The organism is Brucella anthropi ATCC 49188 (assembly GCF_000017405.1).
Classification (GTDB): Bacteria; Pseudomonadota; Alphaproteobacteria; order Rhizobiales; family Rhizobiaceae; genus Brucella; species Brucella anthropi.
On sequence record NC_009667.1, the window covers coordinates 1,626,321 to 1,652,280 of the forward strand.

The following is a 25,960-nucleotide window of genomic DNA, read 5'->3' on the forward strand; positions in this document are numbered from 1 at the left end:
CGCGTATCCATTCTCGAAAGCGACGGCGGCTTCGGCGAAGACAACGGACCTTCGCCAAGCTTCCAAGGGAGCGGCAGAAATGAACCTTCAAATTCATAGCGATTTTGCAGCGGTTCAAACCCAAATCGCACGATCCGCAGACGCGGTTATGGCGATCCCAACAGGCAGCGAAAGCGGCACCGTAGCGTGCCCAACCTGCCGCCGTCCTCTTCACTACGCATACACGGCAAAGGGCCGTCTCAAGGCCCATTGCGAAACACCCTATTGCACAAGTGTCTCCTAACGCGGGTGGGCTTGCTGCGAACACCGAGCGGGGGCGGAACCCCCGTATCTTCAAAAGGAAACTCTTCGCATGAACGCTTTGACGAACATTACCGCCGCACCGACCGCTGAAAAGGTCGATTGGACCCGCATTGATACGCAGGTCAAGCATGAGGGCAAGGAAATCAAGCTTCCCGCCGAGCCGGGCAAGATGGATTACGACGAAGCAATCAATACGATTGCGCGCGTTCGCGATGAAGAAAATCAAGAATTCGACGTGCACGAAATCGTCAAGGGCGCACCTTGGGATACGCTAGTCGCAGTTTACCGCGCGATGCAGGAAATTTACGGCGTGGTGATTTCCGAAGGCATCAAGACGTTTTTCGGCGAAATCAAGCCGGATTTCGTCACCGTTCACACGGGGCCGGGTAATGATGATCGCATTCAGGTTCCTATGGGCGCGATGGGTCTTCCGGGCGTAAGCAAGCACGTCTTTATTAAAATGTTTAGCGGCGGCACCGTCATTCAGGGAACAGTGCGCAAGTGCGACCGTGCCCGTTTGGTTGAAATCGCTAATAAGGCGCGCGAAATCATCCGTTCGGCTTCGGTTTACAAGGGCAAGGCTATTCGCCTGAACGTCGATAGCGATGGCGACCTTGAGCTTGATGCGCAGCCTGAATTTCTTGATCTGGCGCGGGTCAACGAAACTGACATGATCCACACCAAGGAAACCGGCGCGCTTATCCGCACGAATATACTCGCGCCGCTCAAGTTTACTCAGGAATGCCGAAACAAGCGCATTCCGCTCAAGCGCGGTATCCTGTTGGAAGGCAAGTACGGCACGGGCAAGTCGCTGACCTCGCGTGTTACTGCCAAGGTTGCGACGGATAACGGTTGGACGTTTATCATGCTCAATCGTTCGCAGGGCTTGAAAGCGGCTATCGAATTCGCCCGGACCTATCAGCCTTGCGTCATCTTTGCGGAAGATATCGACCGCGCGGCGGATCGCGACGACGAAGATGTTAACGACCTCGTTAACCTGCTCGACGGCCTGATTTCGAAGGAAATGGAAATGATGGTCGTCTTGACGACCAATCACATCGAAAAAATCGACCGCGCTTTGCTTCGCCCCGGTCGCTTCGACGCCGTTATTTCTATCGATGCGCCGGACGCCGAAACCGCTGAACGCATCATCCGAACCTACGCAGGTAATCTGCTCGACGTGAACGCCGATCTTTCGCCGGTGGGCGACGTAACGGCAGGCATGATCCCGGCTTCGATCCGCGAAGTTGTCGAACGCGCCAAGCTTTCGATGCTTACGGAAGGCCGCGTCAATCTGACGGCTGATGACCTCTATATCAGCGCCGTCGGTATGAAGCGCCACGTCGCACTTCTTGAGCCGAAAAAGGATGAAAAGACCCATGCGGAAATGTTCGCGGAAGGTCTGATCGGATTGCTCGGCGACGGATTGGCGGTGGACGTCAATGCTGCTTCGCCGGAGGACGTTCTTGACGCCCGTAACAAGGTTATCAAGCGTCTTGTCGGTCAGGAAAACCAGCTTGCGGAAATCGGCAATACGACCAAGGGCGGCGCTCACGCCGCAACAATCGCGGCTGAAACCGGGCTTCGCATCTTGAAGCAGGTCGGCGGCGAATAAGCCTAAGTCGGTAACGATAGGCGGCGCGCTGGTCGCGCCGCCAACCATCCCCAAAAACCCAATTGGAGCGCTCCCCCATGTGGATCGCAGTCGTCAACAATTTGCCGACGCTCATCCTTGGCACGTTCTGGTCAATCGGCCTTTTCGCTGCCGGATGGTTTCTCGGCGCTCGGTTCGCCCGCTGGCGGATTAACCGGGAAACAAAGTCGCGAGGCTAAAATGAATATCAAGAAGCTTTCCTTTGCTATCGCCGCCGTCCTTCTAAGCGCGGCAGGGGCACACGCTGAACCGAAAGTCGTCAATCTCTGCACCGGCACCGATGGCGGTCCCTATGCCGTAGCCGGAAAGATGATTGCCGATATGGCGAAGGGCGATCCCAATGTCCGCGTTAACGTCATCGTTGATACCGGCGGGACGTGGGCCAATATCCAAAAGACGGTTCTCGGCGACGAATGCGACGCCATGATCGGCCAGCCGGACGGTGCGGCATATCTCAAGCGCCAGAACCCCGGCGCGGCTGGTAGCCTCAAGCCAGTCGCCGACTTGCACCGCGAATACCTCCATGCGCTTTGCTCGAAAGATAGCGGCGTGTCCGATATCGGCGACCTTGAAAGCGATCCAAAGGGCCACGGCTATTCTATCGCTCTTGGCGATCAAGGTTCGGGCGCGTGGCTTATCTGGCAGAACTTCGTCGCCGAGGATAGCGATTACGGCGAAGTGCCAGTCAAGACCGAAGGCGACGTTATCGCGCTTGCTGCCGTTGCTTCGAACGAAACGACTTGCGTTCTCCAACCGGCGGCAATCGGCAATAGCCTTATTCGGCAGGCCGACGAACAATTCGGCGACGGCCTTACGCTTGTCGGTGTCAACGACCGTGATTTCGATAACGCGACCGATCCGCAGGGCAAGCCGCTTTACACCTACGCGAAAATCCCAAGCGGCACCTATCCGAAGAGCCTGCAAGGCTGGTTTTCCGGCAAGTCAACGCTGACTTGGTTCGCGAAAGTCTACGTCAATAGCGACCGCTTCACCGACAAGAAGAGCCTGTCGGCATTTATCACCGCCGTATCGCGCGCCAAGCCCGCAATTCAAGCGCAGTACGGAAAGTAGGTCGGTAGCGCACCCCTCACGCTACCCGACAGTGAAGGGGGTCGCCGACCCCAAGCCCCCCCGCCCAATGGCGATCCCCTTCATTTCCTCTTTAGGCAATCAAACGCAGGGCCTGAAAAATGGGAACGCTCGAATTCCACTTTAGCAACAGCGACCGGACCTTGATCGAAAGAGCGCAGCGCGGCGACGCCCTTTCGCCGAACGATGAAGAACGCCTTTCGCTCTTGAACGCCTTCGCGGCGCTCAATTCCGAACTTTCGGAAAAACCAGACCAGCAAATTAGCCGTGATGGATACGGCGTTGAAGACGGTTCAAAGCAATGAATACGAACGCATTCGCCATCAAAGAAGGTGGTCAAATCAAGATCGAAACTGTTTCGCCGAACGAACGCGGCGCAAAGGTAAACTGGCTTTGCGTTAACGGTTGGATGGTCTATGCGCGCGTTTCTGACGCCGAAATCGACCAAGCATTCGGCCAGTTCCAGAAAGCGCGCGATGGCAAGCCCAATTGCCCGCAGTTGGTCCCGGTCGCCGTACTTGAAGGTGCGGCATGATCTACGAACACGCGGACGGACTATATTTCGGCCTTGAGGACGCGATCTATCACGCCGATCCGGCGTTAGGATCGACCAACCACAAGATGCTTGCCGTTTCACCGGAAGGCTATTGGCACGGCTCGAATTACAATCCGGCGCGTCCGTCCGATAAGGACACCGACGCCCGCGCTCTTGGGCGCGGCGTCCATAAGGCGGCGCTAGAAGGTCTTTCCGAGTTTCGAAAGAACTTCGTCCGTAGGCCGGAGAACTTCGAACGCCTGACGGAAAAGTCGAGGGCGCTCCTTGCGCCGCGCGGCGAAACAATTCTTTCCGGCGCGAATTACGACCGCGCGCTTTTGGCATCAGCAATGATCCGGGCGCATCCCGATCTTGTAAATTCGCTGGACGGCGGTGCGCCGGAAGTTTCGATCTTCTGGACTATTGAAGTCGATGGAAAACCTGTTCGATGCAAAGGTCGCTTCGACTTCCTCAAGCCGCGAGCAATCGTTGACCTCAAGTCGATTTCGATAACGCAACCGCATCCTTTTCAGGTGCTTTGCATCCGGGCAATTCGCCGTTTCCGGTATCTGGTTCAAACCGGGCTTTATCTTGAGGGGCGAAAGCTGGTCCGCCAATTCATTCGCGAAGGCCGAGTTTACGGCGACGCGCCGCCTGAATTGGTCGAGCGGCTTGGCGAGGAAAAGGAATTCGCCTTCGTCTTTATCTTTTGGGCTTCGGACGGCCCGCCTCTGGTTTGGTCTACTCAAATCTCACCGGGCAATCCGATCCTTGCCGATAGCTACAGCATCATCGAGCAAGCCCGCATCAACTTCGTCAACTATCGCGAACGTTTCGGCACCGAAGCCCTTTGGCTGGATTACCAGCCGCTTGCGGAGCTTACCGCAAGCGACTTCGAAGGCGCTTACGGCGGCAACTGGTAAAAAGGAGAAAACAAGAATGGAAGTGACTGCTAAGCACAACGAACCGCCGCTTTCGGATCGTCTGGCAATCGACCATGAAACTCTGACCGAACGTGTCGCCGACCTTCTCACTTTGGCGCGAGAAACGATCCCGGCAGAAATCACAACCGACGATGAAAACAGTAAAATCGGCGATGTTGTGAAGGGAATTCGCAAGCTCCTGACGGAAATTGCTAATGCGAAGGACACCGAAAAGCGTCCGCATCTCGACGCTAACAAAATCATCGAAGACTTCTTCAAAACGCTAACCGAACGGCTGACAAAAGGCCGCGACGTGATTGAGGCGCGCGGAAAGAAGTTTCTCGACAAGAAGGCGGCGGACGAACGCCAGCGCCGCGAAGATGCCGCGCAGGCAGCGCGTGAAGAAGCGGAACGCAAGCTTCAAGAAGCGCAGGTTGCCGAAGATCAAGGCAAAGACGTTCATGCTGAAATCAAGCTGGAACAGGCCACGCAAGCCGACCGGCGAGCGCAGATTATTGAGAAGGCAGTAGACGAAAGCGCCGCCGACATGGCCCGCACTCGGCTTGCTGGCGGCGGTGTATCGACGCTCCGCACGACGTGGAATTTCACTGTCGAAGACCACGCGAACGTCGATTTGAACGCTCTGCGCTCCTTCTTCTCAAACTCCGATATCGAAAAAGCAATTCGGGGCTTCGTTCGCTCCGGTGGTCGGCAACTTCGCGGGGTCAAAATCTATGAAGACACCGCCGCTTCCTACAGGTGATTAATGGAACCGCAGGCAAAATATTTGACGTTCGACACTGAAACGAACGGCCTTTTCAACTTCAAGCTTCCGGCGGACGCCGAAGGTCAGCCGCGCCTTGCGCACCTTGCTATGATTTGGGCCGACGAAGACGGCAACGAAATCAAGCGCAAGGATTATTATATCCGGCCCGATGGCTGGACCATGCCGCAGGGGCCGGGATCAGCAGGCGCGGTCAATGGTTTGACTGACGAATTCCTTATGGAAAACGGCGGTCATATCGATGCGGTTCTTCACGCCTACACTCGTGAAATTGAGCGCGGCTTGATCGCGGTAGCCTTCAACGCACAATACGACCTCAAGATCATGCGCGGCGAATTGCGCCGCGCCGGTATGCCTGACCTCTTCGAAAAGACGCTGAATATTTGCGTCATGCGTCCGATGACCGGCCTTTGCCAACTGCCTAAGCGGAACGGTTTTGGCTTCAAGTTTCCGAAGCTCTCCGAAGCCCTGGAATATTTCGGACATTCGCTGGAAGGCGCTCACCAAGCGATCAATGACGCCGAAGGCGCTCTTATCGTCATGCGGGAATTGATGCGTATCGGTCGCCTACCCGAACCGGCGGTTCACTACGCGAAGAACCGGCCCGACGAAGCCGCCGCTTAATCCGAAATCGACAGACAGGAGGCCCCGAAATGTCGGGACAGGAAATAACTACCCAAGATGGTGAGATTGTTGAAAGCACGACGGTTTCCGTTGCTGCCGAAGGCTCAAATCTTAGCCTTATCGTTCGCGCAGAAATTGACGCGCAAATCGTCACGGCAAAGCGCTTTCCGCGCGTCCTTAGCCGAGTGATTAGCAATATCACGACACTTGCGACGCTGGACGAAGAAACCGCGTCCGAAATGCTTTACGCGCTCGTTCGCAAGAAAAAGCAGAAGAACAAGAACGCGCAGGCGAAGGACGAAGAGAACAAGCCCATTGAAGGGCCTAGCATTCGTCTGGCGGAGGTCGCCGCGCAACAATGGGGCAACTGCCGCATTGAAGCCCGCGTTATCGACGTCAACCGCACGGAAAAATATGTCGAAGCGGAAGGCATATTTATGGACCTTGAAACGAACATGGCGTCGAAAGCCACTGTTCGCCGCAGGATTTCGACAAGCAGCGGGTTCCTGTTTTCCGATGACATGATCAACGTTACGTCGAACGCAGCCTGCGCCATTGCCAAGCGTAATGCGATCTTGGCGGGCATTCCGCGCGGCGTATATCGGCAGGCGTATATCGAAGCCCGGAAGCTTGTCGCCGGAACGGCTGAAACGCTGTCTTCGAACCGCGAGAAGGCAATCAAGGCGTTTGCTACCTTCGGTGTAACGCCGGAACAGATTTTCGAAGTCCTTGGCGTCGAAGGCGAGCGCGATATCAAGACGGATCATATCGCAACGCTCCGCGCGTTGTTCGCCACGCTCAAGAGCGGCGAAGCGACGGTCGAAGAAACCTTCGGCAAGGCGGAGCCGGACCACAAGGCGGTTACAAATCCTCTTGACGACAAGCCGTCCGACGATGCTGCCGCGAACGGCAACGAAGAAGCCGCGACGGCTGAAAAAGCCAGTTCTGACGCTAAGGAAGAACAGCAGGGCGACGCCAAGGACGCCGAAGCCTCTGTCGAAACTGCCGCCGCTAAGACACCGGAAGAAATTGCCGCCGAAACCGACGCCGCCTATGCGCGCGGCGAAGAGGCAAAGGCGAAAGGTATGCCGCCCAAAGCTATGCCTTCCGATTTCAAAAAGGCCGGGCATGAACATCAAGCCGAAGCTTGGACCGCTGGCTATGAGGGCCGCGATCTTCGCGAAGCCGGATCGGAAGAGGAATAGGCCATGAAGATCGCTGCCAGAATAGACAAGGGAACTTACCTTGTGGAAATGACGACTATCGAAGTCGCCCGCGCTGCTGGTTTCACTGACGATTGGGATAGTGAATTCAACAAAGCAGCAGGTCAGTACGTTCGCGAAAATGGTTTGCGGATAGGCACGCAAATTGAAGTGAACGCAGCCTATACGTTCCACCGCAGGATTTCGGAGAATTCCGAAAAGGCAAAGAACTCCGCGAATGTTCTACGGGCGCTTGCGGAAATGCTCGAAAGTGGATTGCCGCACGTAGTTCTTCCGCCTGCCGAAGAAACGCCAAAGCCCGAAGGGGCTGGCGGGGCTGGTGTCGAATGACGGCCAACGCAAAGCCAGCGGAAGCAATCGAGTTTTCGACGCGCGCTTCCGAAGTCCTTGATCGGTCGATTTCAATCCACCGCGCCGCGATCCGGCGCAACGCTGACAGGCTTCGGACGATCCAGACGGATCGGGCCGAAGCGGTCGCCCGGATTGACGACGAACTCTTCGAAGCGGAACGCGCCTTCATTGAAAAGAAAAAGCGGCTCTTGGGCGAAAAGGCGGACTTCTGCGCTCACGCAGACAAGGAAATCGCCGCGCTTACTCGCCTGACGGAAGCGAGCAAACTTGCCCTTGGTGAGCTTGTCCGCGCGGAAGGGGATAGCGATGCAAAAGTCTGACTGCTTGCATTGCCGTCTTCTCCAAACGGTCAATGATTTCGCCGAAGAATTCGGAAGTGAGGAACAGCCGCTTAACCTGTCCGAAATTCTGACCGACGTCGCGATTTTTGCGGTTGACCTCATTTGCATGACGGTCAGCGAGCCGGAGCATCGATCCGCAGCGAGCAACGATCTGATGCTTCGGTACGCACACACGTTGCATCACCGCTTGAACAATTCGGATGCAAGCGACGGCGAAGAAACGCCGCCGCCGTCAGCGGTCCATCACTGATCCCAAAGCCATAAAAAGGAGTTCTAGAACTATGGCGAACGAAAAAGGCATCGCAGTAACGATCAAGGGCTTTATCCCGGTCAATCCGCAAGACCTTGAGGGCCACAGCAAGGCTATTGCGGTCGCGTTGCAGGCCAAGAACGGTGATTTCGCCGCTTTGAAAAGCCCGGATATCGAATTCCGCGTTGAAGAATTCAGCGCTGACCCGGTGACACGCCGTTCGAAAGATACGGCTTCCGAATAACCAGAAACGGCGACCGCGCTATGCGGTCGCCAATACATCGGGGCGAATTGAATGGAACGGTTTAGCGCGCAGGAAAAGCTTGCGGAGTTAGAACGCGAAATCACCTTCCGGCACAGAACCTATAGCCGGTTGGTCAAAGCGGGGAAAATGAAGCTTCCCGAAGCGCAGCGCCGAATTCAACTCTTGACCGATATCGCCAACGACTACCGGAACGCGGCTTCGAATGAGCCGGACCTTTTCAAGAGGAAGATCACATGAGCGATGCAATGAACAAGTTTGCCGGAAAAGAAGACGCGATGAAACTTGTCATGGATGAAGTTCGAGGCGAACTGGAAGAGCTTTACGAGCGTTTTGCCGCCCGTCTCAAGGTTGCCCTTGGAGATAAGTTTCACCACAACGACCCCGTTGTCGGCTTGGGTATGGCGTTTGGGATCGCTCTTGGCGGTCAGATTTATAAACAACAGGAAGTGCCAGAATTGATGCGAGCGCTTTTCGCCGAGCGCATCTTTTCCGATACGAAACAATTTGGCGTGTCCGCCGCAGCGTTCGGGCTGAAAAATGGTTGAAGTCGCTGCTTATCCGCTCAACTGGCCGGAAACGATGCCGCGCGCAAAAAACCGCGAAAAAGGCCAGTTTCGTACAACACTATCGGCGGCGCTCAAAAATGTAGAGACGGCCTTGAGCGCCTTCGGTCGCGACAGTGGTAGGGCGATAGCCGATCTTGTCATTTCGTCCAATGTTACGCTTGGCGTAAGCAGACCCGCCGATCCGGGTGTCGCAATCTGGTTTCGTTGGGATGGGGAAATGCGCTGCATTGCAGTGGACCGTTACCAGACGGTCGAAGCCAATTTGCAAGCTATTTTCCACGTCCTTGACGCACGCCGAACCGAGCTTAGGCACGGCACGCTTGCGCTCGTTCGCGCGACTTTCCAAGGCTTCAAGGCCCTTCCGTCGCCGGGAAAGAGAGAATGGCGCGCCGTATTCAGCTTCGCGCCGGGGAAGAACCCGCCGGAGGACGAAATAGAAGCGCGTTATCGTGCGCGCGCAAAGCAATTCCATCCTGACGCGCCGGGCGGATCGCATGAGGCTATGGCCGAACTCAATCGAGCGCGTGAAGAAGCCCTTGCGGAAATTCGGGGTGAATAAATGGGAGCCGCGCGTCACTATCTCTTGATCGAAGTTGAAGGATCGGAAGCCGCTATCGGCGAACTTTGGCGCGAAACTAAAACAATACTCGACAAGCACAAAGTCAGCTTGCGCCGCGCATCACGCGGCGAAATCCCCGACCATAAAACGACTTTGAAAGGCGGCTCTAATGCCTAGGGTTTCGCTGCTTACCTTACCTTTTCTCGCGGTGTCGCTTTCCGCTTGTGGTGACGGGGATATTCAATCGCCGCGCCAAGTTTGTTCTGAGCGTGGACCCGAAAAGTACGTCTATTCGCGAGGCGGTGGCTACCGCTATTCCGACTGTGTGCGCTACGAAATCCGCTGTCTTGCACCGCTCAAGCTTTTTGAACGGCAGGACGGCAAGCTTGTTTGCCGCCTTGATCCGGGGGTAAGTCAATGACGAAAGTAACTGCCGCAGCAATCAAGGCTGCGCTTCGTCGGTCCTATTCGGAACCTGAATGGGCGATCCTGTTCGAAGTCGGGGACGCTACCGGCGCGCGACATACGCGCTTTGCGGATGCGGTCGTAATGTCCTTGTGGCCTTCACGCGGATTGACCGTTACCGGCATGGAAATCAAGGTTTCGCGTAGCGATTGGAACAAGGAACGTTCGCAGCCGGAGAAGGCCGAAACTATCGCCGCCTTCTGCGATTACTGGACACTGGTTACAGGTCCGGGCGTTGTCCAAGACCTTAGCGAAATACCGCCCGCGTGGGGCTGGATCGAATACGACGGTACGCGCTTTGCTACGCGGAAGACACCACAGCGAACCGATGCAAAGCCGGTTACACGCGAATTTCTTGCTGCCCTCCTTCGCCGTGCGTCGAAAGCCGATCAAGCGGAAATTGAAAACGAAATAGCCCGTCGAATGGCAGACAAGGAAGCCCGATTTGAAGAAAGGGTTGAATTGGCGGTTAAGCGAAGGACGGCGGCGAACGAAAACGCCTTGGCTATTGTCGAACAGTTTGAAGCGGAAAGCGGCATTACGTTCGGTGAATATTCTGCCTTCACCAGCAAGGGCACCGAAGTAGGCCGGATTACGAAGGCCATTATGGAAAGCGGCATTGATCGTTCTTACAACGGCCTGCACGCTATCGCGGATATGCTTCGCAAAATGTCTGACCAGCTTGAAAAGGTGATGATCGAACAGGGCCTTGAGCGCAAATCGTCGCCGCCGGAAGCCGCCATTCGTGGTCGCAGAAGATGAAAAGGCGAGCGTCAACGCCTGTTCGCTTCCCTTGGTGGTTACTGACCGCCGCCGTTTTCCTATTCTTATTCTGGCAGGTTTTCCAATGAGTGAAGATCGCATCAATTGTTCCGTGCCGTTCTGCCGTCGAACAATCGCCAAGAAGGCATTGCCGCAAGAGCATAACGAATGGATTTGCATGAAGCATTGGCCGCTTGTCCCGGCGGCTCTTCGCCGCCGTAAGCGGCAGGCCGAAAAGATCGCCAAGCGCAAGAATACCGAAGCGGCATGGCGTCTTGCTTCAATGGTCTGGCAGCATTGCAAACGTGTCGCGATTGAGCGCGCAGGGGGCTTGCTGTGAAGCGGAAGAAAATGCCTGACCGGGTAAAGCTGATTGCAGCGCTCAAGCGTTTCGGCCTTACGGTCGAACAGGTCGAGTTCGATCATTCGCCACCGCTCGCATTGCGCGAGGTCGATCCGGCGACGGGCGATACTATCCCACCACAGAATGACCCGAACCACATTTATATGCTGACCTTGGACGAACACCGGGAAAAGACATTTGGTCGCGGCGGCACCAAGCGAGCAACGGTAGCAGACGGCGACGTACACAAGATCGCGAAAGCGAAACGCTTGAATGAAGAACAGCAAACGTTTCGCCGCCGGTTGCTTGAGAGAGACGAAAGCGAGCAACCGAAGCGAACCAGCAAATGGCCGAAGCGGCCTATGGGCAGGAAAAAGCCGACAAAGGTAAAAGGTCGCAGCCATGAATAAAGGTGTCTGGATTGTTTGCGGCGGCAGAAGTTATTTCAACGAAGCGCGCGTCTATCAAATCCTTGATGCGGCCCGCGAGCGGCTTGGCTTGGTCTTTGTCGTTGAAGGTGGCGCAACAGGCGCGGACGCCCTTGCGCGTCAATGGCGCGGGGCAAAGTTCGTAGACGGCGAAACGTTTCCCGCGCATTGGACCGACTTGTCGCATCCTGACGCGGTAATCCGCGAACGGTCAGACGGCACGAAATATGACGCGCTCGCCGGAGCGCGCAGAAACCAGAAGATGCTTGAAGAGGCGCAACCCGAAGGCGTCATCGCCTTTCGGGGCGGGCCGGGAACGCACGATATGATTAAGCGCGCAGAGAAGGCGGGCTTGCGCGTAATTCGGATCGATTGGGAATAGAAATGACGGAAGACGAAGACAAAATCACAAAGCTGCCGATCAAGTTCAAATCCCCACCGGGCGAAGACGAACCGATGTTAAAAATCGTCAGCCATGAACCCGGCGTTTGCAACCACGCTTGGCAATTCCGCAACGGGCGACAAATCCATGCCACTTACTTTATTCGCGAGGGCGAAACCGAAGTCGAATGCAGCCTTTGCGGAACCCGTCTCGACCCCATGTTCGTACTGCGCAAATTGGCCCAAGCGGAAAACAGGTGGCAGGCGTCAAGGGAGCGATATCAAGATGAAATGAAACGGCTAAGCGAGCGGACCCGCACTAAATGCAAACACTGCGGACAGATGACGCCGATTAGCCGCAAATAGAAAGCGCGAAAAAATGTCCGAAAAAGAAGATTTTATGCGGATTATTCGTGAGCTTGCTTATTCCGCTGCGCGCCGTGACCACGATAAGGTATCGCGCGAATGCGACGAAGACTTATTGAAGGACGAAGGAACCCATGCGGAAGGCAGCGATATACGCTAGATTTTCGACTGAACTACAGTCGCCGCGCTCTATTGATGACCAGATAGCGCTTTGCAGCAAATTTGCACAGGCAAACGGATTTCAGGTTGTCGGAACCTACAACGATAAAGCGAAGTCCGGGTCGTCAATGCTTGAGCGTGACGGCCTTCTTCGTTTGCTCAATGACGCGAAGAACGGGCAGTTCGATGCCGTCATAGTCGAAGCCCTTGATCGCGTTTCGCGCGATCAGGAAGACATGGCCGCAATCTATAAGCGGCTCAAGTTTCTCGGCATCGATATTATCGCAGTCCATGACGGCAAGGCCGACACCATTCAAATCGGTATCCGTGGCCTGATCGGCGCGATTTATCTTGAAGACCTAAAGCATAAGGTTCGGCGCGGTATGTCTGGCCGCGTCCGCGACGGCTTATCGGCAGGTGGCAAGGCTTATGGCTATAAGCCTGTTCTCGGCAAACCGGGCGAATTGGTCATTGACGAAGAAGAGGCGGTCGTAGTTCGGCGCGTCTTTCGTGAATACGCTGATGGGAAAAACCCGCGTGAAATCGCATTGGGCTTGAACCGCGACGGCTTCAAGCCGCCGCGCGGTCTTGTTTGGAACCCTTCAACTTTGATCGGATCGAAGAAGCGAACAAATGGCATTCTTCGAAATCCGCTTTACGGCGGCGTGCTGATTTGGAACCGGGTAACAATGGTCCGCGATCCTGAGACGGGCAAGCGCGTGAGCCGGAATAATCCCGAAAGTGAATGGCAGCGCAAGAATGTGCCCGAACTTCGGATCGTAGACGAAGAGACAGCGGCGATGGTTGCGGCGCGAGTAGAAGAGCGGACATTTGAAACAACGATTGAAAGATCGCCGAAGCGTCCGCGAATGCTGTCTGGTCTTCTCAAATGCGGAAAGTGCGGCGGTGGCATGACGCTTGATGGCTATAATAATGGAAAGCCGCGCATCCGGTGCGTTAGAACCCGTGAAACCGGCACTTGCGATCACACGCGGAAATATCAGGTCGAAGCTATCGAATTTTCCGTCGTTGAAGCGATGCGGGAACAACTTTCCGACCCTGATTTGCTCAAGGCTTATATCGATAGCTACATTCAGGAGCGCCGCCGCCTTGCGACGGAAATCAATCGGAACCGTGCGACAATCGAACGCAATCTTTCGAAGGCTCAAGGCGAACTGGATAGGATGCTAACGCTTTGTATCAAGGGGCTGATGACCGACGAAGAATTCGGCGAACGTCGCGGCGCTCTTGACGAAGAAATCGCGCACTTGAAAGCCGACCTTCTTGTCGCGCCTACGGTCGATAACGTCGAACTTCATCCGGCGGCAATCGAAAACTACAAAAAAGATATGGACGAACTTTCGGCCCGGCTCGCTGAATTCCAGAAGGAGCCGCATTCCGCTTTGGTTTCATCGCTGCGCAAGGTAGTCGCGGAAGTAACCGTCCATCCGTCGCCGTCGAACATGACGCCGATTATCGAAGTAAAAGGATGGCTTGCTTCACTGATCGGTGAGGACGTTGAAAATGGCTACCGGCCAAAATGGGCTAATAAAGTGGTAGCGGAGGAGGGATTCGAACCCCCGACACAAGGATTATGATTCCTCTGCTCTAACCTACTGAGCTACTCCGCCACGCGTCGCTTTACAGAGACAACTTCATGATCGCCGTTTCCGGTGGGACAAATCGTTGTTCCTGCAAGGAATGGCGGCGGTATATGTGCGGAATGAAATGCTGTCAAGCACTCTTCGCATAGCTTTCGTCTTGTTTTCTATCATTTGCACCGATAAGGAACTTGGCATCAGCAAAGGCATAGTTTTATGGCACCTCGTATTGCGGTTTTGGGTTGCGGCTATTGGGGCGGCAATCACATTCGTACCCTGAAGAGCCTCGGTGCCCTTCAGGCGGTCTCGGACTCAAGGGCAGAACAGGCGGAACGCCTCGCGACCGAGTTCAATGTTCCGAGCATTCCCGTCGATGAATTGTTCACGCGTCCAGACATTGATGGCATCGTTCTGGCGCTGCCAGCGCAGTTTCATTCACAATATGCCATTCAGGCAGTGAAAAACGGCAAGGACGTTCTGGTCGAAAAGCCGATTGCGCTCGACATTCCGGCTGCAGAAGCCGAAGTGGAAGCTGCCCGCGAAAACGGTCGCGTGTTCATGGTTGGCCATGTGCTGCGTTTCCACCCGGCCTTCGAGAAGCTCCTCGACATGGTGAAAAGCGGTGAGCTCGGCGACATTCGCTATGTGCATTCGCATCGCGTCGGGTTCGGCAAGTTCCACAACGAGTTCGATGCCCTGTGGGATCTTGCGCCGCACGATCTTTCGATGATCCTGGCTATCACCGGGGAGGAACCGAGCGCGGTTCGCGGAGAGGGTGTTGCGACGCTCGATCATCTCACAGACATCGCCCATCTTCATCTCGATTTTCCGAATGGCATCCGCGGCCACCTGTTTGCGTCGCGCCTGAATGCTTATCGTGAACGCCGCCTGACCGTTACCGGCACAAAGGGCATGGCTGTCTTCGATGACGGCGAGCCATGGGATCGCAAGCTTGCGCTCTACAGCCATGAAGTCTGGCGGGAAAACGACCAGTGGTCTTTCAAATCCGTCGAGCCTGTCTATATCCCGGTTGAGGAAGGCATGCCGCTGACACGCGAATTGCAGCATTTCCTGCATTGCATCGAGACGCGCGAAAAGCCGCGTACCGATGGCAAGGAAGCAATCAGTGTGCTGCGTATCCTCACGGAAGGCACTGTCCGGCACCCGCGCTAAAGGGGAGCCGTGCGATCCGCGTCAACTGCGTCAAGCGGTGTTACAGGAATCGCAAAACTTTGAACGCTCTGGCCATAGCGGGGCAGGGCGCAAGCGAATAAATAGGTTGCCGAGGATTCGCATATCCATTTGTGCGGGCCAGATATATTGGAGCCAACATGCAGTTTATTGATCTTGGAGCGCAGCGCGCGCGTATCGAAGACCGTCTCAATGCCGCCATTTCCAAGGTTGTTGCGGAAGGCCGTTATATTCTTGGACCGGAAGTGGCCGAATTCGAAAAGAAGCTCGGTGAATATCTGGGTGTGGAACACGTCATCGCCTGCGCCAATGGCACCGATGCCTTGCAGATGCCCCTGATGGCACGCGGTATCGGCCCGGGTGACGCGGTGTTCGTTCCGTCTTTCACCTTCGCTGCCACGGCGGAAGTTGTTGCGCTGGTTGGCGCAGAGCCGGTGTTCATCGATGTAGACGCGGACACATACAATCTGAATATCGAACAGCTTGAAGCTGCCATCGCCGCTATCCGTAAGGAAGGCCGTCTGCAGCCGAAAGCGATTATCCCGGTCGATCTGTTCGGTCTGGCTGCCGACTATAACCGCATCAGCGCCATCGCCGACCGCGAAGGCCTGTTCGTCATCGAAGACGCTGCACAGTCGATCGGCGGCAAGCGTGACAATGTCATGTGTGGTGCTTTCGGCCATGTCGGTGCGACGAGCTTCTATCCGGCCAAGCCTCTCGGCTGCTATGGCGACGGTGGTGCCATGTTCACCAACGACGCCGAACTGGCCGATACGCTGCGCTCGGTGCTGTTCCACGGCAAGGGCGAAACCCAGTACGACAATGTCCGTATCGGCATCAACTCGCGTCTCGATACGATTCAGGCTGCCGTCCTTCTGGAAAAGCTTGCGATCCTGGAAGACGAAATGGAAGCACGTGACCGCATCGCCAAGCGCTACAACGAAGCGCTGAAGGATGTCGTCAAGGTTCCCGCCCTTCCGGCTGGCAACCGTTCGGCATGGGCTCAGTATTCCATCGAGAGCGAAAATCGTGACGGCCTGAAGGCGCATCTTCAGGCGGAAGGCATTCCTTCGGTCATCTATTATGTGAAGCCGCTGCACCAGCAGACGGCATACAAGCATTATCCGGTTGCGCCGGGTGGACTTCCGATTTCGGAAAGCCTGCCGAACCGCATTCTGAGCCTGCCGATGCACCCCTATCTGTCGGAAGCCGATCATGACAAGATCATCGGCGCCATCCGTGGTTTTCACGGAAAGAAGGCCTGATCTATCTCAACCTTATTGACGAAAAACCCGGCGAAAGCCGGGTTTTTTATTTGTCATGCCTGTAAGTTCAATTGCCAGGAAACGCCGTATTTGTCCTTGATCCAGGCGAAAAGCTTGCTGAACCCGTAATTGTCGAGCGGCATCAGCGTCTCACCACCTTCTGATAGCTTTTCAAAAACGCTGGTCAGGCTTTCCTCATCATGGAAATCGACGAACAGCGATATGGATGGATTGAAATCGAACTGATGCGGAATGGGGCTGTCGATGACGATCAGCCGGTGTTCGGCAAAGGTCACACGTGCAATCTGCACCTTGCCGGGACTGCCGCTCGCTTCGTCATAGATTTTGATCGACTCGATCAGGAAGTCGGGAAAGATCGAACGATATGTTTCCAGAGCTGCGCCTGCACTGCCCTGAAACATGAGATGGGTGCAAACCTGTGTCATTCAGAAAGCGTAACACGGTCCCGCCAGTTTCGGCAATCGGGCTGTTATAGCAGGGCGTTAAGATGCAAAGGCATCACGCCCTGAGAATGCTCAATCGCCGCACGGGCTTAACCAAGTCTCGATGAGTCAAACTCAACGAGACTTGGTATTAAAGGTTCTTTTTCATGATCCGCTTATCGATGCGCGCAGCGATGAAGCGGGCGATGGCAGGACCTGCCAGAAGCACGATGAAGAAGCGGCTGGTCTGCATCGCGATGATGAAGGGCAGGTCGACATTGCTTGATGCTGCGATGATTGCAACAGTATCGGCGCCGCCGGGACTGGTAGCGAGATAGGCGGTCAGCGGATCGAGTCCCAGCACGTGACCGAGCGCCATGCCGAACAGTCCGCAAACGGCAATGAGGAGCAGCGTGGATGTCAGCACCGCTGGAAAAGCCCGCGCGGCATGAGCGATGATGGCGCGTGAGAAGCCAAGGCCGATGCGCCATCCGATAAGCAGGTAGCTGACCGCGAGCAGCCATGGTGGCAGGTCAATGGTGATGAAACCGGTGTCCTGAAGCAATGCGCCCAGTACAAGCGGCACGAGCATGGCGCCGGTGGGGATGCGGAGAATTTCTCCAAGGAACGAGCCGCCGACAATCAGAAGCACTGTCGGGCCGAGGGTGGACCAGTCGATGGGCGGAAACCAGACGATTTCGACAGGCGCAACGGTCTCCACGCCTGTGCTGAGGCGCAGGACGAGCGAAGCGGCTGTGGCGACCAGCACCACACGCAGATATTGCATGAAGGCGACGAGACGAGCATCGGCTCCATGGGCTTCGGCCATCAGTGTCATTGCGGTGGCAGCGCCCGGAGAAGATCCCCATACAGCAGTTGTTCCGGGCAGGATGCGAAACCGCGCGAGCAGATAGCCGATAAAAGTGCTGGTAAACAGCACATAGCCGACGGAGAGCAGGATAACGGGCAGGTGTTGCCCCATGCTGGTGAAAAACTCCGCCGTGATCGAACGGGCGATAAGGCAGCCGACAACGCCTTGGGCTAACAGCGACAGCCAGCGATGAACCCGCAAGGTGCTTTCGCCTGCAGCCATCAGGATTGCGCCGAGCATCGCGCCAAGGAGCATGGCGGCAGGTAGCTGCAGCACTTCTCCTGCAAAAATCAAAATAGCGGAAAACACAGCCAGCAAGATCCATTGGATTGGTCTGGCTCTGTTCCTGAAATTGAATTTGCTTGGGGTCGAATTCGGCCCTGAGGGGGAGGTTTTCTGCATTGCCCTTCCTCACTACATCTGGGGAGGAAGCTATGCAAATCCGATTTTACTCGGGAAATATTGATTTCTAAATATCAATATACTGAGGAAAATGAGGTGCTTGCAGCAAACGGCAAGACGCCGCTTTTCGACAAAAGCAGCGTCTTGAATTTCCGTATGGCCGCTTCGATCAGCCGATCATGGCGCGGCGCTGGTTGACAGGGCGCTCGATCACTTCCCGCGGAGCCTTGCCACCGTCGCGTTCTTCGAGCGCTTCGGCTTTCGTCAGTTCGGTTTCCGCAGCCGACAATTCGGCTTCGGCCGCTTCCTTCTGGGACATCAGGTCGCGAATCGATACGAAGAGATTGTCGCGCCGCTGGCGTGCCGCCTTGGCGAAGGTCGGATAAGCGAAATGATTGATGTCAGTGATGCCAGCTTTTTTCTCTTCCGATAGAATCTGGGCGTCGAGTTCTCCGGCCATCCGTTCGAACTCGCCGATCATCAGGTCGAGCTGGCCCAGTTGACGGCGTTTTTCCTTCACCTGGAACAGTTTCAGCCTGACTAGGCTTTCACGTGGCTTCATACGCAATACTCCTTGAACACCAACCAGCTTCATGTGTTGGGGCGTTCCCCCCGACTTTATTAACAGGTGTAAACGAGCAAAACGCACCCGATCCACCGCCGAATCTCCTTGCGAATCCAAGCCCCTAAAGGGGAAATCATCGCAGCCGTTCTTCCGAAAGGGCTCAACAAGCGAAACAAAAAGTTAAGAATTCGCTCGTTTGGTAACCATTCCTTTACCGGCGAAGTTAATCATACGCGTTAGGACTTAAGGCTCGGTAAACCTCGTGTGGTTTTTCGGCAACAGGCGAAAGCTAGAGTCAGATGAATCGCTTAGCGAAGATTCTTAATGCGATGCTTTAGAGTCATCAGAATGAGAATGTCTTTATGATTCAGGCGCGTAAGAGAATTTTCTAAACAGGGCAGAAATATGCTTGCCAAGCAGAATCATATTTTGTTAACCATTTGCTGGCACCTTCATGCACAGGCAACGATAGTTCCGTGTGCTGCCGTGAGGGACATCGGGTCGGCTGCGGAAAGGGGATAAGAGATGCGCGTCCTTTTGATTGAAGACGACAGTGCTATCGCACAGAGCATCGAGTTGATGCTTAAGTCCGAGAGTTTTAATGTCTACACGACCGATCTGGGCGAAGAAGGCATCGATCTCGGCAAGCTATATGATTACGATATCATCCTGCTGGACTTGAACCTGCCGGATATGTCTGGTTACGAAGTTCTTCGCACCTTGCGTCTGTCCAAGGTGAAGACGCCGATCCTTATCCTTTCCGGCATGGCCGGTATCGAGGATAAGGTTCGCGGTCTGGGCTTCGGCGCCGATGACTACATGACCAAGCCGTTCCACAAGGACGAGCTGATCGCACGTATTCATGCGATTGTGCGCCGTTCCAAGGGACATGCTCAGTCGGTCATCACGACGGGCGACCTGGTGGTCAATCTGGATGCGAAGACGGTCGAAGTTTCCGGCCAGCGCGTTCATCTGACCGGCAAGGAATACCAGATGCTGGAGCTTCTTTCGCTCCGCAAGGGTACGACGCTCACCAAGGAAATGTTCCTCAACCATCTCTATGGTGGCATGGACGAGCCGGAACTGAAGATCATCGACGTCTTCATCTGCAAGCTGCGCAAGAAGCTTGACGCTGTTTCCGGTAGCCAGAGCTACATCGAGACTGTCTGGGGTCGCGGCTATGTGCTGCGTGAGCCGGATGCGGAAATGCGCGAAAGCGCTTGATCGGCAACAGGCTTCGAAATGTAAAAAGCTCCGCTTCGGCGGAGCTTTTGCTTTTTGGGGACTGCTTTTGGATTTAGGCGGACAGAATGCCTGAAAATTGTTCGGTGAGATAGGCGCGGTCAAACGGCTTCAGGATGTAGCCATTGGCGCCTGCGCGCTTCGCCCGCATAATGCGGGTCACATCGAGTTCATAAAGACACAGGATGATGCGGGGGCGGTCGCCGCCCGGCATGGCGCGGAGCTCGGTCACGACTTCCAGCGCTGTCATGTCCGGAAGGTCATAGTCGAGCAGAACGACGTCTGGCTTGCGCGCAAAACAGATTTCGAGCGCTTCCCGACCGGTTGAGGCCTCAGCAAATTCTGCAATGGTTTCGGAAAGGACGCGGCGCGCAACTTTGCGAATGACGGAGGAATCGTCGACCAGCAGGCAATAACCTGTCATTGGTTCATTCGCCATGCAGTCCCCCTCCACAAATGCGTGTTGGCTGTCACGCCTTCGCTGAACATCTTCTGACGCATATCTCACTGGAAATGCGTTGCCTGACTGATAGAGGGTTTTATGACTGTTTGCCAGTGTGAGCGCGGGGCGGCCCCGCGCTCAGGGGCGCTTATTCAGCAGAAAATACGATGTCTTCCGCAGTGGCGTGGATGGAAATCTTCATGCCGGCTTCTTCGGCCAGAAGCAGAGTGTAGTAAGGCTGGACGGAATGGGCGTCGATCGGCTCTTCCGGGGCCGCACCCGAATGAAGCTCAAGGAACTTCGGCGGAACGCGCAGCATACGACCCTTCACGGTGATGACGAAGCGCGGTTCGGTATCTCCGCCTTCGAGGCGCACAGCCAGTGAGCCGCCACGTGGTATGGCTGCATTGCCGATCAGAAGCATGTTCAGAAGCAGCTTGACCTTGTTCTTGGGCAGAAGGACACGCGTGCCTTCCCAGGTGAATTCCGGCTTTTCGTTCTTGAAATATTCAGTGGCGACGTTCTGTGCATCGCCTGTGTCTATCTGCACGCCCGCCGAACCTGCAGCGCCAAAAGCGATGCGGGCAAACTGAAGGCGGGCGGAGGCATTGCGGGCGCTCGACTTGATAAGCGCCATGGCGTCTTCGTCGGCTCCGCCTTCTTCCAGCAGTTCCAGGCCGTTATTGATCGCGCCAACCGGCGAAATGATGTCATGACAGATCCTGCTGCACAGAAGCGCACCGAGGTCGAGCGCAGAAAGGGTAACGGGCATTGGCATGGCGTTTTCTCCGGAACGCGGATCGATCCTGCTCGTCCCGGCGTGTTGGATGAGCAGACCGTTATCGGTTGACGAGACAGTTCGCAAAGCCAGAGTTTGCGCGCTGCATGAAGGTGGGCGAATCGCCCGGAATATCGATTTAACTGGATACACGCGCCGTCGGACCGCCGCAACAAAGCTCTCTTTCCGGTTCTTTCGGGCTCCGGCATTCCCTCACATCAGTGTGAAAAGCTGGAAATCGTATGCCTTCGTAAAGCCAATTTCGATGCTTAAAGGTTTGGACAATAAATTCGGGTCTAAAATAGGTGCGATTCGACCGAAATGTCCGTAAGAGACGTGGTCTGGCTTTTAACAGGGCCGTCAGACAGAGGAGCGGAGAGCCAAAAGGAATTTTACATGGCCATACAATCCCTGTCGCAAATCAGATTCCGCAATGCGGCGTGCTTCGTTGCGTTTTTTGCGGCGCTGTTTGTTTCTTTCATCGCTCTGCCAAATCAGGCCAGAGCACAGAACACATACACTGCCGAGGAAATCGTCGAATCTGGTCACAGGTTCTTCGGGTCGACTTCGGGTGGCATCGCAAGCGCGGTCGAAAAGGCGTTCCAGAGTTTTGGTCTGCCCAACGGCTATATTCTTGGTGAAGAAGGCTCCGGCGCTTTCATCGGCGGCCTGACCTACGGCGAAGGCACGCTCTATACCAAGAACGCAGGCGACCATAAGACCTACTGGCAAGGCCCTTCACTTGGCTGGGATTTCGGCGGGCAGGGTTCTCGTGTGATGATGCTCGTCTACAATCTCGACGACATCCAGAACCTTTACGGTCGTTATGCCGGTGTTGCAGGCTCTGCCTATGTCATTGCGGGTGTCGGCTTCAACGTCCTGAAACGCGAGAACATCATGCTGGTGCCGATCCGCACCGGTGTGGGCGCGAGGCTAGGTGTGAATATCGGTTATCTGAAGCTGTCCGCTGCGCCGACGTGGAATCCGTTTTAAGGATTAGTTGCGCATAGGTGTCTTTTCAGCCGGAGATTGTTTTAGCTGGCTGGAAAGACGGTCGATTGCGCACTATGAATAGGAAATATTTGTCTGAAACCGCTCGGGCCTATTTGAAATCGTGATCCAGTCCGCTCTCTTTTTCATATTCGGCGTTCTTGTGACAGTTTTCGTCGTGGTTCTGCTCGGCCCTTCGGTCTGGCGACGCGCCTTTTTTCTGGCGCGCCGGCAGGTTCAGGCGGAACTGCCGATAACGCTGGCCGAGATACGTGCCGACCGCGACGGGTTGCGCGCCGAACACGCCGTTGCAGTCAGCCGTCAGGAACAATTGCTGAAGCTCGAACGCCACAAGAACGCGGAACAGAAGGTGACGCTCGCCCGGCAATATGAAGAGCTGAAACGCATTCCGCTCCTCGAAGGAAGCCAGGCGGAGATCGAGAAGCAACTGGAAGAGCACGAGCGGGTGACGAAAGAAGCCGAGGCGGCGCGTGACACGGCGCTGGAAAAAGCAGAAATCCTCCAGGCGGAACTGGAACGGATGCAGAGCCACTACAGCGCGCTCGAGGGACTGGCCGATACCTTGCGTATCGAAATAAGTGGAAGCGAGACGGAGTACAGCCGTCTGACAAACGAGATGACTGAAATGCGTCGAGATCGCAAGGAAGCCGCAGCACGTTACAACGAAGTTTCGACCCAGTTGACCTCTGCACAAACGGAGCTGAAAAGCGAAAAGCGGCGCAATGGTGAACTGCAGCAGAAGCTTGAAAAGCTGATATCCGAGCTTTCCGACGCGCAGGAAAAAATCGAGCGCTATAGCCGTAAGAATGCTGGCGCGAGTGACAACCCCGAGTTGGCCGAAATCGAACGCGAGAATGCAGCGCTTCGTGAAGAAATGGCCGTGCTCGCCGCCCGTATGGTGGCTGCGACCGCTGAAAAAGAAGGACCGGAATCTCCGATCCATTCAATTCTTGAAGCGGCAGAAAAATCTGACACAGGAAAAGACAAGAAATCCGGCCCCAAAAGTCTGGCGCGCCGCATTCGCGACCTGCAATAGAGCATTTCCAGTTTAAATCGAATCGTTGGAAATGCTCTATCTCTTTGTTTTTACGTGCATCTTTATCCCATTGTTGCGAAATCAGAAATCAGCCCAGTGGACTGATTTCCCCGCGAAGGCGGTTCCCACTTTTGGGAGACATGCTTTAGTTCAGCGATTATTCCTTGCCGAAAACATCCGACCAGTCGGGATGACGCATCGCCTGCGCGTGCATGAAGCTGCAGCGCGGGATGATTTTCCATCCGCTGCGCCGCGCGTCCAGAACGGCATTCTTGGCAAGCGCCTGCGCGACGCCTTTGCCACGCATCGTATCCGGCACGAAAGTGTGGTCGATGGAAATCAATGAGGGACCAAGCTTCGTATAGGTCATTTCGGCTTCGCTGCCGTCAAGAACAGCCGCATAGCGTCCGCCGTCGGAGCTGTCTTCCTTGCGAATCTCGATAGTCCCGCTCATGCCATCCTCCTGAACAAATACGTGTTCTGATCAACGCATCAAGTTCACAACATAGGAACGGAATGTGCAAATAAAAACCGGCCACGTGGGCCGGTTTTCGATTTGTCGATCCATGACAAGCACGGAAGATATTGTTCCACCGAGGCCATGATCCCCGTCCTTCCAAAACCTGTCCCGGTTTTGGCGAGACAGGTCTTAGTGACGATATTGTTGTATTCTGGTGGTCCTGAGACCGGCGAGACCATGCTCGTCGATCGAGGATTGCCAGCCAAGGAACTCCTCCACCGTCAATGTATAACGCTGGCATGCCTCCTCAAGGCTCAGAAGTCCGCCGCGAACAGCAGCGACAACTTCGGCCTTGCGGCGGATGACCCAGCGCCTTGTATTGGCGGGGGGAAGGTCCGCAATGGTCAGCGGGCTGCCATCAGGACCGATAACATATTTTATACGCGGTCTTACCAGATCGGTCATTGTACTCTCTACACAACACTCAAGGACCTAATCGAGTGTGAGACTAACGCGACAGCTTTAAAAATTACCTAAGCAGCTGGTAACTCTCTGGTAAGACTTGGAAAAATTTTCGTTTTCGCCCTATTGCCGGCGTTTTTGCGACATATGTCTGGAAAACCTCACGGGGAAGTGTGCCTTGCCTGTCGCAATCTGGACAATGATTGTTCCCGGACCCTTGGCAAATTGCCGCACTTTAGCCTATATAGGGCGCAGAAATCTAAATTTTGAGAAGCAGGGCGTATGCCCGGAAGCTGGAATCAATCATGAGCCTGAACAGCCTCGATCTGCCGGGAAAGCCGGAAGACACGCGCGTTGTCGTCGCCATGTCGGGTGGCGTCGATTCATCTGTTGTGGCCGGGATTCTCAAACGTGAAGGTTACGATGTCGTTGGCGTGACGCTGCAGCTTTATGATCATGGCGCAGCCGTTCATCGCGCTGGTTCCTGCTGTGCGGGACAGGACATCGAAGATGCCCGCCGCGTTTCGGAAAGTCTCGGCATTCCGCATTATGTTCTCGATTACGAAGCACGCTTCCGCGAAGCTGTGATCGATCCATTTGCGAATTCCTATGTCAGCGGCGAAACACCGATTCCATGCGTCTCCTGTAACCAGACGGTCAAGTTCGCCGATCTTCTCCAGACCGCACGCGATCTTGGCGCCGACGCGCTGGCGACAGGACATTACATTCGCAGCCGCGCCAATGGTGCGCACCGTGCGCTTTATCGTCCGGTCGATACGGATCGCGACCAGAGCTATTTCCTGTTTGCAACCACGCAGGAGCAGATCGATTATCTGCGCTTCCCGCTCGGTCATCTGCCGAAGGCACAGGTGCGTGAAATTGCAGAGGAAATGGGCCTGACTGTCGCCAAGAAACAGGACAGCCAGGACATTTGCTTCGTGCCGCAGGGCAAATATTCCGACATTATCTCCAAACTGAAGCCGGAAGCGGCCAATCCCGGCGATATTGTCCATATCGATGGCCGCACGCTCGGCCGCCACGATGGCATTGTACACTACACCGTTGGCCAGCGCCGTGGCATTGGCGTTGCCACAGGTGAACCGCTTTATGTCGTGCATCTCGATGCCGCCAATGCGCGGGTTATCGTCGGTCCGCGTGAAGCGCTGGAAACGCACAAAGTCTTCCTGCGTGACATCAACTGGCTGGGCGATGCGCCGATCAGCGATTTGCCTGAAGGCGGAATGGAAGTATTCGCGAAGGTTCGCTCGACCCGACCGCCACGCCCTGCCGTGCTGCGCCATGCCGATGGCCAGACTTGGGTTGAGCTGGTCGATGGTGAAAGCGGTATCGCTCCGGGACAGGCCTGCGTGCTTTATTCCGATGAAAGCAACACTGCGCGCGTCTTTGGCGGCGGCTTTATTGGCCGTTCGGAACGCGAGCCACAGGCAGAAGAGATGTTGCGCCGCCTTGTTGCCAACACGGCAAGTGCCTCGGCAGCTTGAAGCTTTTTCTGATCGATGAATGAAAAGCGGGTGCGAGAGCATCCGCTTTTTTTATGTGTGTCAGCAAGATGCTATCTCAGTTAGAGCATTCGTTGTTATGCATGCCTTTATTCCGAAACCGGTTTCCACTTTCGAGATACATGCTCCAGAGTTTGAAAGCGACAAACGGGGAGTCAATTGCACTGGCTGCGTCTAAGCTCATAGTGAGCGGTATTTTGAGCGCGTTTTGATCCGGCCGAATCAGATCGGCGCTCCAACTTTTTGTTTTGATGCGCATCTTATTCGAAAACCGTTCCACGCTTTTCGGGATGCGCTCCA

The 25,960-nt window shown here is 55.4% G+C and carries 36 protein-coding genes, 1 tRNA gene and 1 pseudogene; 29 read left to right on the plus strand and 9 right to left on the minus strand.

Going from position 1 to position 25,960, the window contains the following annotated elements; all coding sequences use genetic code 11:
* The first annotated feature begins 352 nt into the window (after positions 1-352).
* The 23 genes and pseudogenes from OANT_RS08035 to OANT_RS27410 all read left to right on the plus strand — a co-directional run.
* Entirely contained in the window at positions 353-1,918 is a 1,566-nt protein-coding gene (locus tag OANT_RS08035) for an AAA family ATPase (protein WP_012091601.1), read from the plus strand.
* A gap of 219 nt (positions 1,919-2,137) precedes the next feature.
* On the plus strand, positions 2,138-3,028 hold the full coding sequence (locus tag OANT_RS08040; RefSeq protein WP_012091602.1) for a TAXI family TRAP transporter solute-binding subunit: 891 nt from the start codon (positions 2,138-2,140) through the stop codon (positions 3,026-3,028).
* 119 nt (positions 3,029-3,147) lie between these two features.
* A complete protein-coding gene (locus OANT_RS08045; protein ID WP_041545085.1) occupies positions 3,148-3,351 on the plus strand; it encodes a hypothetical protein in 204 nt (67 codons plus the stop codon).
* Complete coding sequence (locus OANT_RS08050; RefSeq protein ID WP_041545087.1) at positions 3,348-3,581, plus strand: hypothetical protein; 234 nt, start codon at positions 3,348-3,350, stop codon at positions 3,579-3,581. The genes OANT_RS08045 and OANT_RS08050 overlap by 4 nt, the downstream gene beginning before the upstream one ends.
* The gene (locus OANT_RS08055; RefSeq protein ID WP_012091604.1) at positions 3,578-4,504 is read left to right on the plus strand and encodes a PD-(D/E)XK nuclease-like domain-containing protein; all 927 of its coding nucleotides are present in this window, start codon (positions 3,578-3,580) and stop codon (positions 4,502-4,504) included. Before OANT_RS08050 ends, OANT_RS08055 begins: the two co-directional genes overlap by 4 nt.
* A 16-nt stretch (positions 4,505-4,520) precedes the next feature.
* On the plus strand, positions 4,521-5,267 hold the full coding sequence (locus OANT_RS08060; protein ID WP_012091605.1) for a hypothetical protein: 747 nt from the start codon (positions 4,521-4,523) through the stop codon (positions 5,265-5,267).
* Between the two features lie 24 nt (positions 5,268-5,291).
* Complete coding sequence (locus OANT_RS08065; protein ID WP_235823010.1) at positions 5,292-5,912, plus strand: 3'-5' exonuclease; 621 nt, start codon at positions 5,292-5,294, stop codon at positions 5,910-5,912.
* Positions 5,913-5,941: 29 nt separating this feature from the next.
* Positions 5,942-7,117 (plus strand): hypothetical protein, encoded by a 1,176-nt coding sequence (locus OANT_RS08070; RefSeq protein ID WP_012091607.1) that lies wholly within the window; start codon positions 5,942-5,944, stop codon positions 7,115-7,117.
* 3 nt (positions 7,118-7,120) lie between these two features.
* The gene (locus OANT_RS08075) at positions 7,121-7,465 is read left to right on the plus strand and encodes a hypothetical protein (RefSeq protein WP_041545089.1); all 345 of its coding nucleotides are present in this window, start codon (positions 7,121-7,123) and stop codon (positions 7,463-7,465) included.
* Positions 7,462-7,806 carry a hypothetical protein gene (locus tag OANT_RS08080; RefSeq protein WP_041545091.1) on the plus strand — a complete coding sequence of 115 codons (345 nt, stop codon included), beginning with the start codon at positions 7,462-7,464 and terminating at the stop codon, positions 7,804-7,806. Before OANT_RS08075 ends, OANT_RS08080 begins: the two co-directional genes overlap by 4 nt.
* A complete protein-coding gene (locus OANT_RS08085) occupies positions 7,793-8,077 on the plus strand; it encodes a hypothetical protein (protein WP_041545093.1) in 285 nt (94 codons plus the stop codon). Before OANT_RS08080 ends, OANT_RS08085 begins: the two co-directional genes overlap by 14 nt.
* A 31-nt stretch (positions 8,078-8,108) precedes the next feature.
* Entirely contained in the window at positions 8,109-8,321 is a 213-nt protein-coding gene (locus OANT_RS08090) for a hypothetical protein (RefSeq protein WP_041545095.1), read from the plus strand.
* A 254-nt stretch (positions 8,322-8,575) separates the two neighbouring features.
* Positions 8,576-8,887, plus strand: coding sequence for a hypothetical protein (locus OANT_RS08100; RefSeq protein ID WP_012091609.1), 312 nt, complete (start codon positions 8,576-8,578; stop codon positions 8,885-8,887).
* The gene (locus tag OANT_RS08105) at positions 8,880-9,467 is read left to right on the plus strand and encodes a J domain-containing protein (RefSeq protein ID WP_012091610.1); all 588 of its coding nucleotides are present in this window, start codon (positions 8,880-8,882) and stop codon (positions 9,465-9,467) included. Before OANT_RS08100 ends, OANT_RS08105 begins: the two co-directional genes overlap by 8 nt.
* Positions 9,468-9,644 carry a hypothetical protein gene (locus tag OANT_RS26705; RefSeq protein ID WP_158304321.1) on the plus strand — a complete coding sequence of 59 codons (177 nt, stop codon included), beginning with the start codon at positions 9,468-9,470 and terminating at the stop codon, positions 9,642-9,644.
* Complete coding sequence (locus OANT_RS26360) at positions 9,637-9,888, plus strand: hypothetical protein (RefSeq protein ID WP_012091611.1); 252 nt, start codon at positions 9,637-9,639, stop codon at positions 9,886-9,888. The genes OANT_RS26705 and OANT_RS26360 overlap by 8 nt, the downstream gene beginning before the upstream one ends.
* Positions 9,885-10,694: a hypothetical protein gene (locus OANT_RS08110; protein WP_012091612.1), complete on the plus strand. Its 810-nt coding sequence runs from the start codon at positions 9,885-9,887 to the stop codon at positions 10,692-10,694. Before OANT_RS26360 ends, OANT_RS08110 begins: the two co-directional genes overlap by 4 nt.
* The gene (locus OANT_RS08115; protein ID WP_012091613.1) at positions 10,678-11,034 is read left to right on the plus strand and encodes a hypothetical protein; all 357 of its coding nucleotides are present in this window, start codon (positions 10,678-10,680) and stop codon (positions 11,032-11,034) included. Before OANT_RS08110 ends, OANT_RS08115 begins: the two co-directional genes overlap by 17 nt.
* Positions 11,031-11,447 (plus strand): hypothetical protein, encoded by a 417-nt coding sequence (locus OANT_RS08120; protein WP_115179280.1) that lies wholly within the window; start codon positions 11,031-11,033, stop codon positions 11,445-11,447. Before OANT_RS08115 ends, OANT_RS08120 begins: the two co-directional genes overlap by 4 nt.
* Complete coding sequence (locus OANT_RS08125) at positions 11,440-11,847, plus strand: SLOG family protein (protein WP_012091615.1); 408 nt, start codon at positions 11,440-11,442, stop codon at positions 11,845-11,847. Before OANT_RS08120 ends, OANT_RS08125 begins: the two co-directional genes overlap by 8 nt.
* A 2-nt stretch (positions 11,848-11,849) precedes the next feature.
* Entirely contained in the window at positions 11,850-12,212 is a 363-nt protein-coding gene (locus tag OANT_RS08130) for a hypothetical protein (RefSeq protein WP_012091616.1), read from the plus strand.
* A 13-nt stretch (positions 12,213-12,225) separates the two neighbouring features.
* Positions 12,226-12,372: a hypothetical protein gene (locus tag OANT_RS26710; RefSeq protein WP_158304322.1), complete on the plus strand. Its 147-nt coding sequence runs from the start codon at positions 12,226-12,228 to the stop codon at positions 12,370-12,372.
* A pseudogene (locus tag OANT_RS27410) lies at positions 12,347-13,402 on the plus strand (recombinase family protein); the annotation flags it as partial. The gene OANT_RS26710 and the pseudogene OANT_RS27410, both read left to right, overlap by 26 nt.
* Before the next feature lie 156 nt (positions 13,403-13,558).
* On the opposite strand, the gene OANT_RS27125 reads toward OANT_RS27410, so the two are convergent.
* Positions 13,559-13,768, minus strand: a complete 210-nt coding sequence (locus OANT_RS27125) for a hypothetical protein (RefSeq protein WP_041545101.1) — start codon at positions 13,766-13,768, stop codon at positions 13,559-13,561.
* 157 nt (positions 13,769-13,925) lie between these two features.
* A tRNA-Met gene (locus OANT_RS08150) sits at positions 13,926-14,002 on the minus strand.
* A 186-nt stretch (positions 14,003-14,188) separates the two neighbouring features.
* Here OANT_RS08150 and OANT_RS08155 point away from each other — a divergent pair.
* A complete protein-coding gene (locus OANT_RS08155) occupies positions 14,189-15,145 on the plus strand; it encodes a Gfo/Idh/MocA family protein (protein WP_012091618.1) in 957 nt (318 codons plus the stop codon).
* Positions 15,146-15,303: 158 nt separating this feature from the next.
* Positions 15,304-16,428 carry a DegT/DnrJ/EryC1/StrS family aminotransferase gene (locus OANT_RS08160; RefSeq protein ID WP_012091619.1) on the plus strand — a complete coding sequence of 375 codons (1,125 nt, stop codon included), beginning with the start codon at positions 15,304-15,306 and terminating at the stop codon, positions 16,426-16,428.
* A gap of 53 nt (positions 16,429-16,481) precedes the next feature.
* Here OANT_RS08160 and OANT_RS08165 read toward each other — a convergent pair whose 3' ends face one another.
* From OANT_RS08165 to OANT_RS08175, 3 genes are all read right to left on the minus strand, one after another.
* A complete protein-coding gene (locus tag OANT_RS08165; protein WP_012091620.1) occupies positions 16,482-16,874 on the minus strand; it encodes a VOC family protein in 393 nt (130 codons plus the stop codon).
* Between the two features lie 148 nt (positions 16,875-17,022).
* Positions 17,023-18,144: an AbrB family transcriptional regulator gene (locus OANT_RS08170; RefSeq protein WP_012091621.1), complete on the minus strand. Its 1,122-nt coding sequence runs from the start codon at positions 18,142-18,144 to the stop codon at positions 17,023-17,025.
* Positions 18,145-18,313: 169 nt separating this feature from the next.
* A complete protein-coding gene (locus OANT_RS08175; RefSeq protein ID WP_006472627.1) occupies positions 18,314-18,706 on the minus strand; it encodes a hypothetical protein in 393 nt (130 codons plus the stop codon).
* 528 nt (positions 18,707-19,234) lie between these two features.
* On the opposite strand from OANT_RS08175, the gene ctrA reads away from it, so the two are divergent.
* Positions 19,235-19,933, plus strand: a complete 699-nt coding sequence (ctrA, locus tag OANT_RS08180; protein ID WP_010659553.1) for a response regulator transcription factor CtrA — start codon at positions 19,235-19,237, stop codon at positions 19,931-19,933.
* Between the two features lie 73 nt (positions 19,934-20,006).
* Here the strand turns inward: ctrA and OANT_RS08185 are convergent, their stop codons facing one another.
* Positions 20,007-20,390, minus strand: a complete 384-nt coding sequence (locus tag OANT_RS08185) for a response regulator (RefSeq protein ID WP_012091623.1) — start codon at positions 20,388-20,390, stop codon at positions 20,007-20,009.
* A 151-nt stretch (positions 20,391-20,541) separates the two neighbouring features.
* A complete protein-coding gene (chpT, locus tag OANT_RS08190) occupies positions 20,542-21,171 on the minus strand; it encodes a histidine phosphotransferase ChpT (protein WP_006467394.1) in 630 nt (209 codons plus the stop codon).
* A gap of 396 nt (positions 21,172-21,567) precedes the next feature.
* On the opposite strand from chpT, the gene OANT_RS08195 reads away from it, so the two are divergent.
* Together OANT_RS08195 and OANT_RS08200 are read left to right on the plus strand one after the other, a co-directional pair.
* Positions 21,568-22,164 (plus strand): DUF1134 domain-containing protein, encoded by a 597-nt coding sequence (locus tag OANT_RS08195; RefSeq protein WP_010659556.1) that lies wholly within the window; start codon positions 21,568-21,570, stop codon positions 22,162-22,164.
* 145 nt (positions 22,165-22,309) lie between these two features.
* Positions 22,310-23,218: a coiled-coil domain-containing protein gene (locus OANT_RS08200; protein ID WP_172488804.1), complete on the plus strand. Its 909-nt coding sequence runs from the start codon at positions 22,310-22,312 to the stop codon at positions 23,216-23,218.
* A gap of 157 nt (positions 23,219-23,375) precedes the next feature.
* Here the strand turns inward: OANT_RS08200 and OANT_RS08205 are convergent, their stop codons facing one another.
* Both OANT_RS08205 and sciP read right to left on the minus strand, forming a co-directional pair.
* A complete protein-coding gene (locus OANT_RS08205) occupies positions 23,376-23,672 on the minus strand; it encodes a GNAT family N-acetyltransferase (RefSeq protein WP_010659558.1) in 297 nt (98 codons plus the stop codon).
* A 195-nt stretch (positions 23,673-23,867) separates the two neighbouring features.
* Complete coding sequence (gene sciP, locus OANT_RS25570; protein WP_010659559.1) at positions 23,868-24,143, minus strand: CtrA inhibitor SciP; 276 nt, start codon at positions 24,141-24,143, stop codon at positions 23,868-23,870.
* Between the two features lie 302 nt (positions 24,144-24,445).
* Between sciP and mnmA the strand changes: the two genes are divergently transcribed.
* Positions 24,446-25,642 carry a tRNA 2-thiouridine(34) synthase MnmA gene (mnmA, locus tag OANT_RS08215; RefSeq protein ID WP_012091625.1) on the plus strand — a complete coding sequence of 399 codons (1,197 nt, stop codon included), beginning with the start codon at positions 24,446-24,448 and terminating at the stop codon, positions 25,640-25,642.
* Positions 25,643-25,960: the final 318 nt, after the last annotated feature.